Origin of the sequence: Sorangium sp. So ce394, from assembly GCF_051474665.1 — a bacterium.
Lineage (GTDB): Bacteria > Myxococcota_A > Polyangia > Polyangiales > Polyangiaceae > Sorangium > Sorangium cellulosum_D.
In genome coordinates this window covers 2,637,231-2,650,242 of the sequence record NZ_CP150339.1, presented here as the reverse complement: position 1 = coordinate 2,650,242, position 13,012 = coordinate 2,637,231, and the positions used below count along the sequence as shown (strand labels likewise).

At 70.5% G+C, this 13,012-nt stretch carries 8 protein-coding genes; 5 read left to right on the top strand and 3 right to left on the bottom strand.

Annotation, left to right across the window (positions count from 1 at the left end; genetic code table 11):
* Window positions 1–300: 300 nt before the first annotated feature.
* The 4 genes from WMF33_RS09885 (at window position 301) to WMF33_RS09870 (ending at window position 6,877) form a co-directional block, all read left to right on the top strand.
* Window positions 301–1,695, top strand: a complete 1,395-nt coding sequence (locus WMF33_RS09885; RefSeq protein ID WP_437336918.1) for a hypothetical protein — start codon at window positions 301–303, stop codon at window positions 1,693–1,695.
* Window positions 1,692–3,548: a prolipoprotein diacylglyceryl transferase gene (locus tag WMF33_RS09880; protein WP_437336917.1), complete on the top strand. Its 1,857-nt coding sequence runs from the start codon at window positions 1,692–1,694 to the stop codon at window positions 3,546–3,548. Before WMF33_RS09885 ends, WMF33_RS09880 begins: the two co-directional genes overlap by 4 nt.
* A 238-nt stretch (window positions 3,549–3,786) precedes the next feature.
* On the top strand, window positions 3,787–5,286 hold the full coding sequence (locus WMF33_RS09875; protein ID WP_437336916.1) for a serine/threonine protein kinase: 1,500 nt from the start codon (window positions 3,787–3,789) through the stop codon (window positions 5,284–5,286).
* Window positions 5,287–5,689: 403 nt separating this feature from the next.
* Window positions 5,690–6,877 (top strand): serine/threonine-protein kinase, encoded by a 1,188-nt coding sequence (locus WMF33_RS09870; protein WP_437339462.1) that lies wholly within the window; start codon window positions 5,690–5,692, stop codon window positions 6,875–6,877.
* 162 nt (window positions 6,878–7,039) lie between these two features.
* Here the strand turns inward: WMF33_RS09870 and WMF33_RS09865 are convergent, their stop codons facing one another.
* The 3 genes from WMF33_RS09865 to WMF33_RS09855 all read right to left on the bottom strand — a co-directional run bounded on the left by WMF33_RS09865 (window position 7,040) and on the right by WMF33_RS09855 (window position 9,667).
* Window positions 7,040–8,029, bottom strand: a complete 990-nt coding sequence (locus WMF33_RS09865; RefSeq protein WP_437336915.1) for a carbon-nitrogen hydrolase family protein — start codon at window positions 8,027–8,029, stop codon at window positions 7,040–7,042.
* A 387-nt stretch (window positions 8,030–8,416) separates the two neighbouring features.
* Entirely contained in the window at window positions 8,417–9,025 is a 609-nt protein-coding gene (locus WMF33_RS09860) for a hypothetical protein (RefSeq protein ID WP_437336914.1), read from the bottom strand.
* Between the two features lie 375 nt (window positions 9,026–9,400).
* A complete protein-coding gene (locus WMF33_RS09855; RefSeq protein ID WP_437336913.1) occupies window positions 9,401–9,667 on the bottom strand; it encodes a hypothetical protein in 267 nt (88 codons plus the stop codon).
* A 299-nt stretch (window positions 9,668–9,966) separates the two neighbouring features.
* On the opposite strand from WMF33_RS09855, the gene WMF33_RS09850 reads away from it, so the two are divergent.
* On the top strand, window positions 9,967–12,984 hold the full coding sequence (locus WMF33_RS09850; RefSeq protein ID WP_437336912.1) for a fibronectin type III domain-containing protein: 3,018 nt from the start codon (window positions 9,967–9,969) through the stop codon (window positions 12,982–12,984).
* Window positions 12,985–13,012: the final 28 nt, after the last annotated feature.

The following is a 13,012-nucleotide window of genomic DNA, read 5'->3' as shown; positions in this document are numbered from 1 at the left end:
CGGAGGGTGGTATCGAGCGGCTTGTCAGCGCCCCTGCGCGTCGCGGCGACGCGGATATCCCACCAGGTTGCCAGGCCCGCCCGATGTCGGACGCCGAGAGGAACCGCGTCGAAGGAGCCACTCGCGATCGGCGCGATCTCCCTCACCGGCGCTCCCCCGCATGGGCCTTGGCCGGCGCCGCGCCTTCTGGCACGCTCGTCGTGTCTCCTCGCGGCGGTGTCCTCACCGGCGATGCGCCCGCGCCAGCCGAGCGCGACGTGTCCAGTCCGGGTCCGCGCGCCCCGGGGAGCGAGGGGGGGCATGCCAACGAACGTCGTCATCGAGAGCGCGATCCGCCGTGCCGCCGTGCTGCTCGCGATCGCCGCGCTGGGCGCGTGCAGCGCGGAGACGCCGCCGTACGAGGACCTGCCGCTGCGCGACGCGCTGAGCGCCGCGCCGGAGGTCCTCGCGGCCTTGCCCGAGGAGGCGCTCCACGACGTCGCGGCCCGGCTGGAGGAGGCGCACCGCGAGCAGGGGGAGGAGACGCCGATCCTCGATGCGGAGATCGCGAGCGCCCCGGCGCTGGTCCGCAGCGCGGACGCGGCGCGGGAGGAGCTCGGGAAGGACGCGATCGTCCTCGGCGCGCTCGAGCCGTCCGCCGAGGGGTTCGTGCTCCGCTCCCTCGCTGCGGAGCGCGGGTCGGAGCGGCCGCTGGCCCGGCCCGTCCTCGCGGGCCAGCCGGCGTCGCCGGAGACCGCGGGGCTCGAGGACGCGGCGCTCGGCGGCCGGGCCGGCGCGATCGTGGCGGACCTCGCGCGGCGCGCGGGCGCGCGCGAGCTCGTCCGCGTCACCGGGCTGCCGGCGGGCGTGGTCGCCCAGGAGGGGGCGGTCTACGTCAACGCCGCGTGGCTGGTCGCGCTGAGCGCCCTCCCGCCCTCGGACGCGCCCGCGCTCGAGAGCCCCCAGGGCGGCGTCGCGCTGCCCGAGCTCCCCCGGAGCGAGCCGCAGTCGGTGCGCGCCAACCCGTATCACCTCCCCGGGTCGGTCGCGGAGTGCGCCGCCGGCGTGCGGGACGTGTGCACCTGCGTCGAGGCCGGGCGATGCGAGCACGAGCGCACGGATCCGCGCTTCGCCGACGCGCAGGCGGAGTGCGCGTGGGTCAACGCCGGCGCGATGAACGCCGAGGCGCTCTGCGTGCTCGCGCTGATGAGCATCGAGGGGGTGAAGGAGTGCGTCCTCGCCGCGGGCAGCGGCGCGTGCGCCGCGCTGCCGATCGCCGACCGCGACGGCGCGCTCGCCTTCGCCGCGGACGCGGGGTGCATGGCCGTGCTCGACCGCTGCCTCCAGTACGGCGAGCCGACCTCGCCGGCCGGCGTCCCCATCGGCGCGCCGAGCAGCTCGTCCGGCGACGGCGACTGCGGCACCTGCGGCGGCGGCTGCGCCGGCTGCAACGAGGACATCGCGGGCTGCAACGAGAACTGCAGCGACTGCAACCAGAACTGCAGCGATTGCAACCAGAACTGCCGCGATTGCAACCAGAGCTGCAAGGACGGCGATCCGACGGCGGGCAGCGGCTCGGCCACGAGCTGCCGGCTGAGCGCGGGCGGGCGTGACCTCGGAGGGGGCCGCCCTGGCGCGCCCGTGCCCCTCGGCGGCGCGTTCTGGCTGCTCGTGCCCGCGGGCTACATGCTGCTGCGCATCCGGAGGCGGGCGTGAGCCGGGCGCTGATGCTCTGGCTGGAGCGCCACGGCCTGCCGCCGTGGCTCGCGCCGACCTACGCGGTGATGGTCGCCGTCGCGGGGCTCCTCGGGTCGGCGGCGTTCTTCTGGCTGGTGCGCCGGGACCGGGGCGACGTCGGGGTCGAGGGTCGCGCGCTCCTCTGGGGCTACGTCGCCGCGCTCCTCGGCGGCTACGCCTTCGAGGCGCTGCGCGCCGTGCCCGAGGCGCTCGCGCGCGGCGCGTGGGGTCCGGTGCTCCACGCCGGCCGGGCCGCGTACGGGGGCCTCCTCGCGGGCGTCGCCGTCGCCGGCCTGGTCCTGCTCCGCCGCGGCGCGCCGGTGCTGCCGTTCCTCGACCGGCTCGTGCCCGGGCTCGGGATCACGTACGCCAGCGTGCGGACCGGGTGCTTCCTCGCGGGGTGCGACTACGGCCGCGTCACGGCGGGCGCGCTGGGCGTCCGGTTTCCCGCGGGCAGCCCGGCGGCGGCGGATCACGTCGCCGCCGGCTGGGTGCCCCTCGGGGCGCCGAGCCTGCCCGTGCACCCGACGCAGCTCTACGAGGCGGCGCTCGGGCTGCTGGCGAGCGCGATCGCCGCCCTCTGGCTCGTCCGGGGGCACCGGGACGGCCGCGCCTTCGGGACCTGGCTCGCGCTCTACGCTGCCGGCCGGTTCTTCGTCGAGCTCCTCCGCGGCGACGCGGGGCGCGGCGTGTACGGGGGGCTGAGCACCGCCCAGCTCGTCTCGCTCGCGCTCCTGCTGGGCCTCGCGGCGGCCGTCCTGCGCGCGCGCCGTGCCCGCGGGGGTCGCGGCGGCGCCGCCGCGGCCCCCGCGCTGATGGCGCTCGCCGCCCTGAGCCTGGCCTCGGGCGAGGCCGCGGCGCAGCCGGCGCGCTCCGAGCCGCCGCCGGCCGCGAAGCCCGCCGCGGCGGGCTCGGCGCCGCCCGTGGCGCCGCCGCCGCGGGCTCCGGCGGCGCGGCCGGCTCCGGCGCCCTACCCGTACCCGCCGCCTCCGGCGGGCGCGTATCCCGTGCCCTACCCGTATCCGCCGCCCCCGCCAGGCGGGTATCCCGCGCCTTATCCATACCCGCCGCCTCCAGCAGGCGGATATCCCGCGCCCTATCCGTATCCGCCGCCTCCAGCGGGCGGATATCCCGCGCCCTATCCGTATCCGCCGCCTCCGGCAGGCGCGTACCCCGCGCCGTATCCGTACCCGCCGCCTCCGGCCGGCGGGCCTCCCCCGCCCTACCCCTCCCCGCCGCCCTCGGCGGGCGGGTCCCCCGCGTCTCCCCCGCCCTCGGCCGCGGCCGCCGCGCGGCCGCCCGGGCGCACGCCGAAAGCGCCTCCGGAGCCCGCGGCCGAGGAGCCCGGGACAGGCCCCCAGGCGGAGGCCAACGCGCGCCGAATGGCCCTCTCGCTCGGGATCTCCGGCTACTTCGTTCCGGCGCGCTTCGCGGTCAAGGATGGCATGTCCGTGGATCTCGACGTGCTCGCGCGCCTGCGCCTGAGCGAGACGCGCCGCTTCGAGATCGGCGTCGAGCTCCGGAGCGTCTCGACCACCGACGTCGACCAGGTTGCGGCCGGCGTGCCGCTCCGGCTCGTGATGGGCGTCGGCTCGCATCTGGAGATGTCGATCGGGATCACGCCGGGCTATTACCGCATCTTCTTCGACTCGCCGTATTTCGAGAGCGTCGGCGCCTTCGGCGGCCGCTTCGCCTGGGGGATCCAGCTCCCGATCACGCCGCACCTGTTCGTCGGTGTCTCTCCGGTGAATTTCCTCTTGCTCGGCTCGAGCGACGTGGATGCGCTCGTGGCCTACGAGCCCGGGCTCTGGGTCGGCGCCGGGCTCTTGTGATGGAGCTCGCCGGAGCGCTCGGGAGCTGATCGAGAGGCCCTGATCGAGCCCGCCGTCACGGCCGGGGTGCGGCGACCTCTGGCTCTCCCTCGTCGCCAAACAGGAGCTCGACCCGGGGCTCCAGCGCTCGAGCTCCATTGCCGGTGCAGAACGTCTCATGGTATCGTCGAGCCCCGCCCGCTCAGCGGGGATGTTTTACCTATCCTCGCATCCGGCATACATCGGAACCTGAACCTCAATGAGTGACGATCCTCAGCTCGCACACTGTACAGCACGAATCGGAACGGTCCTCCGGGGCAAATGGCGCATCGATTCGCTCATCGGCGTGGGCGGGATGGCTGCAGTTTACGAGGCGACACACAGGATCGGCCGGCGCTGCGCGATCAAGATCCTCCATCCGGAGATCGCGGTCTCCAAGGAGCTTCGAGCCAGGTTCGAGCAAGAGGCGCTCGCGGTGAACCAGCTCGGCCACCCCGCAGCCGTCAATGTCGTCGACATCGATACGAGCGAAGATGGCTCGCCGTTCTTGGTGATGGAGTTGCTCGACGGCGAATCGCTCGGCAAGCGCGCCCACCGCTCCGGCGGCATCGAGGAGCGCGAGCTGCTCCGCGTCGCCTCGACCGTGCTCGAGGTGCTCGACGTCGCGCACGGGCTTGGCATCGTCCATCGAGACATCAAACCCGACAATCTGTTTTTGACATCGTCAGGCGGCGTCAAGGTCCTCGACTTCGGGATCGCTCGAATGAGGCAGGGCGGCTCCAATGTTCGCACGCGCATCGGCGCGATGCTCGGGACTCTACCTTACATGTCGCCCGAACAAATCGCTGGTGGCGAGATCGATGGGCGGGCCGACATCTTCGCCGTCGGCGCGACGATGTTTCGAATTTTAGCGGGACGCCGTGTGCACGAGGGCTCCACGGAGAGCGAGCTCCTCATCAAAATGGCGACGCAGCCCGCGCCGGCCCTGCGCACCGTTGCGCCCTCTGTCAGCCCGGAGGTCTGCGCCATCGTCGATCGCGCGCTCGCCTTCGATCTGTCGCGCCGCTATCCAACGGCCCGCGCCATGCGGGAGGACATCGAGCGAGTCTTGGGCGCCAGTGCTCCCCCTCACGCGCCGACCCCAGCGTCGATCCGAGCCGACGTGTCGTCTGCGATCAGCGTCGATGGCCCGACGATGGCCGCTCCTGCTCCCAGCCAAGCGATGCAGGCACCCATGGTCGTGTCCGTGCCGCCGCAATCTGTCGCGACCAGCCCACAAGCGGACTCGAATTCGCCATTCTTGATGATCGCAGTGATTGGCTCTTTCGTCGTCGCCGCTCTTCTTGCCGCTGTACTATTCGTCGTTCGTTCGCGAGGCTCCGCCGAAGACGCTCGCGAGAGCGCGGACGATGAGACATCTCAAGAGGACAAGGCGAGCGGCAGCTCTCGCACGATGGCCACGTCTTCCAGTACCAGCACGCCATCCTCCAGTACCAGCACACCATCCTCGACCGCTGGGCCCTCGCCGACATCCCCGACCGCTGCGCCCTTACCTACGCGCCGGCCCGCCCCCAATGGCAAGTATCGCCTCCTCATGAAGGACGGCAAGTATCCATTTTGCGTCACGTCGAAATTGAAATACGCCTATCCAGTACGCACGAATGATGAGGGCGTCAAGGTGTGCAGCGGCACCCCCGACGGGCCCATTCCGATTGACGGCCTCAAAGCCTACCACCCCTCCGAGCTCCAATGGGAATAGCTCTGTGAGGAGCGGCGGCCTCATCTTGTACCGTGTCGGCGTGCCGAAGAGCACGCCGCCGCCCAGCTCCCCGATCGCCCGCCCTCGATGTCTTCATCGCGCCTTCGGGGCGGGGCTGGAGGTCCCGACGATGCGGGCGGCGCAGAGACGGGCGGCGACCGGCGAGCTACGGCTCGATGCGCTGTGGTCATCCTTGTAGGCTGATGTCGGCGCACGGGACCAGGTCCCCGAACATCGCGGAACTGCACAGCTTTTCCGTGCGGTGGGCCGATTGTGCATGATGTCCACTCGGACGGCGGTGCGGTTCCTCCGCTCTCGGCACCTTTGTGCGTGTACACTCCTCGGCATGCCAGGGATAACTCCACCGAGGGGGCGCTCAAGCACCGACGACGTCACGGTGCCGATGCTCGGGAAACAACGCGACGCATCCGTCGTTGAGCTCTCAAGCTCGGCCCTTGGGGAAGAAATCGAGACTGCGGCACGGCCGTGGTCGGACGACGCACCCACGCTGGTGCGCTCGGACGACAAAGCGCCAGCGCTGATCGGGAGCTTGATCTCGGAGCGGTACCGCGTCCACGAGCTCATCGGGCAGGGCGGCATGGGAGCCGTGTACCGCGGCGAGCAGGTGCACCTCCGCAAGCAGGTCGCGATCAAGGTCCTCCACCCGAGCGCCCGGAACCTCCCCCAGATCGTGGCGCGGTTCGAGCGCGAGGCGATCGCGGGGGCGCATATCCAGCATCCGAACGTGGTCTCGGCAAGCGACTTCGGTCAGCTCGCGGATCGGTCGCATTTTCTCGTCCTCGAGTACGTCGAGGGCGCCCCGCTCCAGGACGTGATCGCCTCGGCGCCGCTCCCCGCGCGACGCGCGCTCCACATCGCGAGGCAGATCGCGTCTGCTCTGGAAGCGGTGCACGCGAAGGGGATCGTGCACCGCGATGTGAAGCCGCAGAACATCCTTCTCGACGCCCGTGATCAGGTGAAGCTCATCGATTTCGGCCTCGCCAAGGTGAACGTAGAGCTCCTGTCCACCGAAAGCCGCGAGGCCACGCGCAAAGGCCACGACCTCACCGCTGCCGACCAAGTCCTCGGCACGCTCAGGTATCTCGCGCCGGAGGCCGTGCGCGGCATGGATGCCGTCGATGCTCGCGCAGATCTTTATGCGCTTGGAATCATCTTGTACGAAATGCTGTCCGGGAGAGGCCCGTTCGACGCGAGCGACGGCCAATCTTCGTTCCGGCAGCGGCTCCTCGAGGATGCGCCCCCGCTCCGCCAGCGTGCTCCGGGATTAGGGTTCCGCCCCGACGTGGAGGCGATCGTGATGTGGCTCGTCCAGCGAGACCCAACCCAACGCTATCCGACGGCTACCAGCGTGATCGCGGCCATCGACGCGGCCATCGCGGCGATGGAGGGCGCGCCGAGGGAGCTCGAGCCGACCGTTACGATGCACCACGGCGCTCCGGGGCACCCGACGAGCGCGACATCGCGCGCGTCCGGGTGGACCTCGCCGGCGATGCGGCCGTGGCTCATTGCGTCCGTCGTCGTATCGCTCTTGCTCAGCGTCGCGCTCTTGATCGCCATCCTGCTCAGCTGACAGAGGCTCAAAAAGGCCGCATCGAGCCTCGGCACCGGCGTCACCAAGCCAGTCGGTGCGCGCATCGACTGGGCGAGCCTGCTCCGCAGGGTGTACCTCGTGGACGTGTTGGCCTGCGGGGTGGCAGGCGGGCGCGGCGTGGGGCCGGGCGGCCGCGGGCGATCACGCGGTCCGCTCCGCCTCGTGGAGCTCCGTGGTGAACCGCTCGACCAGCCGGTGGGGCGTCTCGTTGAACAGCAGCCGGAGCACGTCCGGGCGCGCGTAGTGTCCCGTCGGGTCGGCCGCCGCCTTGGCGAGCGAGATCAGGCCGAGATCGACGTCGGCGTAGATCAGGCCCTCTGCGCGCTCGTCGAGCGGCTCTGCGAGCGCACGGCCATCCGGGCCGTAGATCATCGCGAAGCCGCCGCCGGACACGAGGAGCTTGGCCCGCTCCGGCGAGTCGCAGAGGAGCGCCGTCATCTCCTCAGATACCGTGGCGCACGCGGCGACGACGAAGCACTGCCCCTCGACGGCGTAGATCCGGCTGGCGGCGGCGTTCACCTCGGGGCCGAACGAGTAGGCCATGTCCCGGTAGACCGAGAAGCTGGGCCACGAGGCCGCGTGCACCTGCTCGCCCTGGATGAACATCGCCTGCTTCACGAGCGGCTGGATGTGCTCCCAGCAGTTGAGCGCCCCGAGCCGCCCGATCGCGGTGGCGTGCACCTTCAGGTCGCCGCCGTCGCCCTCGCCGAAGACGGTGCGCTCGGCGTGCGTGGGCTTGAGCTTGCGCCGCGCGGCGATGAGCCCGCCGTCGGGGCCGAGGAGGGCCTGTCCGAGGTAGAGGCTCGAGCCGGCGCGCTCGCTGTAGCCCATCACCACGTGGATGCGGTGCCGCGCCGCGGCCTCGCGTAGCCGCGCCATATGCCGCTCGCCCACCTCGAGCGACTGGTCGGCGTAGCGCTGCACGAACTGCATGCCCCAGGCCGGTGATCCGAGCCAGATCCAGAACGGGTATCCGGGCAGCCACGCCTCCGGAAAGGCGATGAGCGAGGCGCCGTGGCCAGCGGCCTCGGCGATGAGGCGCACGGCCTTGTCCACGCCGGCGTCGAGATCGAGAAAGGCTGGGGCGGCCTGGACAGCCGCGGCCTTGAATCGGGGATGGGTCATGGTCATGGCCCATCCATAGCGCCCTCGCCGCCACGCCGCCGACCGGCGCGTGCGTCTACGCCAACGCCGACCGCGACGCGCGCCGCGAGCTCCTCGCCATGGCGCTGATGCTCATCGACACCTGGTCAGGCCGCGGGCCGCGTTTCCTGGCGCCGCAGGTGCCCATCCAGGGCGACTCGAGCACTTCCCACGACGCGTGGACGCGCGGGCTCGTCATTCGATGAGGCGCGCGCCAGCGTACTCGGGCGCGCCCTCCAGAAGCTGGCTGAGATCTCGCGCAGCGCCGGAGAGGAACCCCCTGAGCCAGGTGCGGCGCTCACGTAGCCTGGCGACCGGCGTCGGCGGCGGGAGGGCGCGCAGGCGGCCGCCCGCTCCCCCGCCCTTCGCGCCGGATCAGTGGCTCCAGCTCGTGCCTTCCGCGATCTTCTGACCGGCCGGGCCGAACGTCGTCTGGAGCACCGACTTGCCCTTGATGCGGACCTTGGTGACCGTCTTCGGGATGGACCAGCTCACGACGTCATCGCAGCTCGGCTGGATGAAGCCGCCGCCCGGGTAGTACACGCCGGCCTTGCTCTTCGTCGCGCCGATCTGCACCCAGCAGCCCTCGACCTCGTCGAAGCCGTAGAGCGTCGCCGTCGTCGTCGTGTGCTCGCAGACGCTCTTCGACTTGGGGGCGTTGACGCTGTACGCCATCGCCGTCTGGGTCGACGCGAACGCGTTCTTCACGTTCGTGACCTCGACGACGTAGTTGCCCTTGCTGCTGTAGTACGTGTTGTCCGGCGACTCGCGGAGGGTGAAGCTGCCGACGTCGCTCGAGTTCGACTGGGCCGCGGTCTGGTCGACCTGCAGGGCGGAGATATCGACGCACAGCGCCTGCGAGGTCTCTTCGACCTCCTCCGAGCCGGCCAGCTCCGCGTCGAGGTCCGTCGCGTCGGCGACGCAGCCCACGAGCGCGAACGAGGACACGAGCGACGAGGCGAGGAGGATCATTGCACGCTTCATGATTGAGCTCTCTTTCAGGTATTTAGTTGAACGACACGTGATCTGACGCGCGGGCGGTCCGCCGCGGGTGCGACGGAGTCGAGGCCATCCGTCGCCCGGGTCGCCCTGCTCGCCGCTTGGGCCGCGCCGAGCGTCACGCAACGCCTATAAACAGGAAGCGTGCCACTCCCCGATCCCGGCGCTCGGCCGCGCGCACGCCGGCATTTTCGCGCCTTCGCGCGCTCCGCGGCCCGGGCGGTCCGCGCCCGCGCCGGCGCGCTGAGGGCGCGCCCCCTCAGCCTGGAGGCGCCGCCCTCCAGGGCGGAGTCGTCAGGGGGAGATCGGAGCGCGCCGGAGCGCAGGCCGGCGTGGGACGGCGGGCGGCGGCGCCGGCGCTCAGGGCGCGAAGGACACGTGGAGCGTGTACGGCCGCCCGTCCGGCGTGCTCGCGCCGCGCTCGTCGTGGCGCGCCGCAGTGGGGGGCGCAGTGGGGGGGCGAGCGCGCACGCAGCGCCGGCGGCGGCTACCCCGGGCGAAGACGGTGCCGTAGGTGGTGCGGGGCAGCATCGGCAGGTCGATCCAGCTCACGCCGCCGCGAACGCGTAACTCGACGATCGCTCTGATGTCGTCTTCCAGGAGGCAGCAGATTGCATAAGAAATCATCAGCCATCTGACGCAAGCGTAAAGATTCGACCTTGACGCCCTCGAATTGTGTGCTTTCCATCTCCCCGAAACGACGCTCCTTCGTTTGCGTCGTTTCCCGATCCGTTTCGCTTCATTCCTGACGAGGTCAATCGGCAATGCGGCTACACCGTACACGCGCGCGTCTCTGGCTCCCGCTCTTCTTCCTTCCCGCCTGCGTATCTCTCGATTCGCCCGACTCCGACGAGGCGGTCGCGTCGCAACAAGCGGCCCTCACTGGCACGGATTTGACCCCGGCGTCCACGGTCGACGTCAGCGACATGCGGGGAAATCCCCCGGGGGTCGAGGGCATCGACAAGGTGCACGACGGCGACGTCAACACCAAGCTCTTCATGCCCCACCGCACCGACTGGATCCAGTACCGGATGCAGGCTCCGTCGATCATCGTCTCGTACGACATCACCTCGGCCAACGACTTCCCGGACCGCGATCCGAGCAGCTGGACCTTCGAGGGCTCGAGCGACGGCCTGAGCTGGAGCGTGCTCGACACGAGGACGAACGAGTCCTTCACCTCGCGGCACCAGACCCGGTCCTTCACCTTCTCGAACTCGAACGCGTACCTCTACTATCGCTTGAACGTCAGCCAGAACCTCGGCGGGGGCAACGCGCTGCAGCTCGCCGAGCTGCGCGTCGGCGGCTCGCTGGCCGCAGGCACCATGCCCGGCGCTCCGGTGCTCGCCGCGCCGAGCGTGGACTCCGACGCCGTCACGCTGACCTGGGCGCCCGCCGCGAACGCGTCCGGCTACTACGTCCAGCGCGTGAACGACGACGGCAGCGGCACCACGGAGATCTTCACGAGCTCCACCAGCTACACCGACACGAACCTGGCTCCAGGCACGAGCTATCTCTATCAAGTGCAGGCGGTGAACGGCGCGCTGCGCGGGTTCCCGTCCGAGGTCTCCGCGCGCGCCACGACGGCGGGGGTCGCCGTGCTCCAGGACATCACCGCGCTCTCCTCGTCCGTGCCCGTCGAGCAGCACCCTGGAAACGGGGTCGCCGGCGAGGATGTCACGAAGGTCACGGACAACAATCCGTTCTCGAAGTACTACGAGCCGAACGCCAGCACCTGGATCCGGCTCGAGACGCCGAGCGCCGTGGTCACCAGCTACAGCCTGACGTCCGCCAACGATTTTCCGGGCCGCGATCCGAAGGACTGGACGCTCGAAGGCTCGAACGACGGCACGAGCTGGACCGTGCTCGACACGCGGACCAACCAGTCGTTCACGAACCGCCACAGCGCGCGCACGTATTCCTGCAACCCCGAGCGGCTGGAGTTCAGCCGATACCGCCTGCACATCCAGGACAACCACGGCGCCGGTGACACGCAGCTCGCAGAGTGGCGGCTCTTCGGCACGAGCAGCGCCTCGCTCGCCGCGCCCGCCGCGCCGGGCAGCGTGAGCGCACAGGCCCTGTCGGGCAATCAGATCCGCGTCACCTGGACGGACAACGCCGGGCAGCTCAACCCCGAAGCGTCGTACCGCGTGGAGCGAGCCACGAACTCGAGCTTCACCTCCGGTCTCGTGGTCGGGACCACCGGCGCCGGCAGCACCGAGTTCCGCGCCACGGGCCTGGCGCCGAACCAGACCTACTATTTCCGCGTGAGCGCGCAGAACGCGGCGGGCAGCTCGATCGAGGTCGGACCCGCGAGCGCGACCACCACCGCGAACACGCCGCCCGCGTCGTTCGTGGAGAACGGCTGGTACGACGGCCAGAACCGCACGGTCACCTTGGCCTACTCGGACGCGAACCTCGCCGCGTACTTCGACCAGTACGTCCCGAACCCGTCCGGCGCCACCTGGGTGACCCCGATCGTCAGCGAAGCCTGGGGCTACGCGAAGGACACCTACGGCAGCATGGTCGACCCGATCCTTCACATGATCGGAAACCAGGACAACGCTCCGGGTGAGGTTCCCGGCACCCTGGCCTACAACGTCGGTGGAGTCGTGTACGCCTCGGACAGCGCCGCCTCCTATCGAAACATCATCTTCACCGTGAGCAGCGATTGGTCGGTGCCGGACTACGGCTGGGTCGTGCAGTCGCTGATCCACGAGATGGGGCACATCGTCGAGAGCAACAACAACGGCATCGCGGGCTCGCCCGCCTTCAATGCCTGGGGTGACAGCAAGTGGGCCGAGATCTTCGGCTACGACGTGTTCCTGCACCTGACCACGATCTCCCCGAACCTCGCGCCGGAGATCTACGCGGACAACGTGTCCCACACCGATGGATTCGGCGTTTATTGGTTCCGCGACTGGTACTATCCGCTCTATACTGGCGATTTCGGCAACACGGACGCGGACCACAAGGGCAGCCGGTTCCTGTCCAGGTTCTTCCAGCTCCTCGCCGAGCACCTGCCCACGATCAACAGCACGTACGGCAATCGCCCGCTCAACCTCGGCGAGTTCATCCACTTCTGCGCGGGCGCCGCGGGGGTGGATCTCGAGGACGAGGCCCGGCTCGCCTTCCGCTGGACGCCGCAGCTCGAGCTCGAGCTCGCCAAGGCGCAGACCGAGTTCCCCGGCGTCTCGGCGCTCTACCTCGGCAATCGCGCGCCCGGCTTCACGCTCGATCCGATCACGCGGAGCGCCACGCTCAACGTGGCGCTGTCCGGGCAGACGCTCGCGGGGACGGCGACCGATCCGGACCTCGGCGATACGCTGACGTACTCCAAGCAGAGCGGCGCGAGCTGGCTCACGGTGGCGAGCGACGGCGCGCTGAGCGGCACGCCCCCTTCCGCCGGGCTGAGCACGGCGGTCGTGCGGGTCACGGATCAGGATGGCCTCTTCGATACGGTCGAGCTCGTCTTCGAGGTGACGGACGGGACCTGCACGCCGGAGAGCGACGCGCAGTTTTGCGCGCGTCTCGGCGCCGGATGCGGCAGCCTGAGCGACGTCGACAACTGCGGCGCGCCGCGGAGCGTGAGCTCGTGCGGAAGCTGCACGGCGCCCGAGACCTGCGGCGGCGGCGGCACGCCGAACGAGTGCGGCGATCCAGGCGGCAGCACGCCTTGCGGCGGCCTCTGCTCGAGCCCCGTCGTGTTCTCGACGCAGAGCTACCACTCGGGCAACCTCGGCACCGCGGCCACCTGCCACGAGACCACCGTGAACCTGCAAGGGCTCAACTGCGGCAACTTCGCCGCGGGGCGGACGTTCCTCATCAACGGCGTGCTCGTGACCTGCAACGGCGCCAACGTCACCTTGCCGGCCGAGCGAAACGGCGGCTATTGCATGCAGGCCAGCGCCGGAAACCAGCCGTGGGCGTATTTCTCGACGTTCTGATCTCCCCCGGCGCGCCGCGATCGTCCTT

Coding starts and splice junctions, on each gene's coding strand:
- WMF33_RS09885 (WP_437336918.1), top strand. CDS start 301: ATGCCAACGAACGTCGTCATCGAGAGCGCGATCCGCCGTGCCGCCGTG.
- WMF33_RS09875 (WP_437336916.1), top strand. CDS start 3,787: ATGAGTGACGATCCTCAGCTCGCACACTGTACAGCACGAATCGGAACG.
- WMF33_RS09870 (WP_437339462.1), top strand. CDS start 5,690: ATGCTCGGGAAACAACGCGACGCATCCGTCGTTGAGCTCTCAAGCTCG.
- WMF33_RS09865 (WP_437336915.1), bottom strand. CDS start 8,029: ATGACCATGACCCATCCCCGATTCAAGGCCGCGGCTGTCCAGGCCGCC.
- WMF33_RS09860 (WP_437336914.1), bottom strand. CDS start 9,025: ATGAAGCGTGCAATGATCCTCCTCGCCTCGTCGCTCGTGTCCTCGTTC.
- WMF33_RS09855 (WP_437336913.1), bottom strand. CDS start 9,667: ATGATTTCTTATGCAATCTGCTGCCTCCTGGAAGACGACATCAGAGCG.
- WMF33_RS09850 (WP_437336912.1), top strand. CDS start 9,967: ATGCGGGGAAATCCCCCGGGGGTCGAGGGCATCGACAAGGTGCACGAC.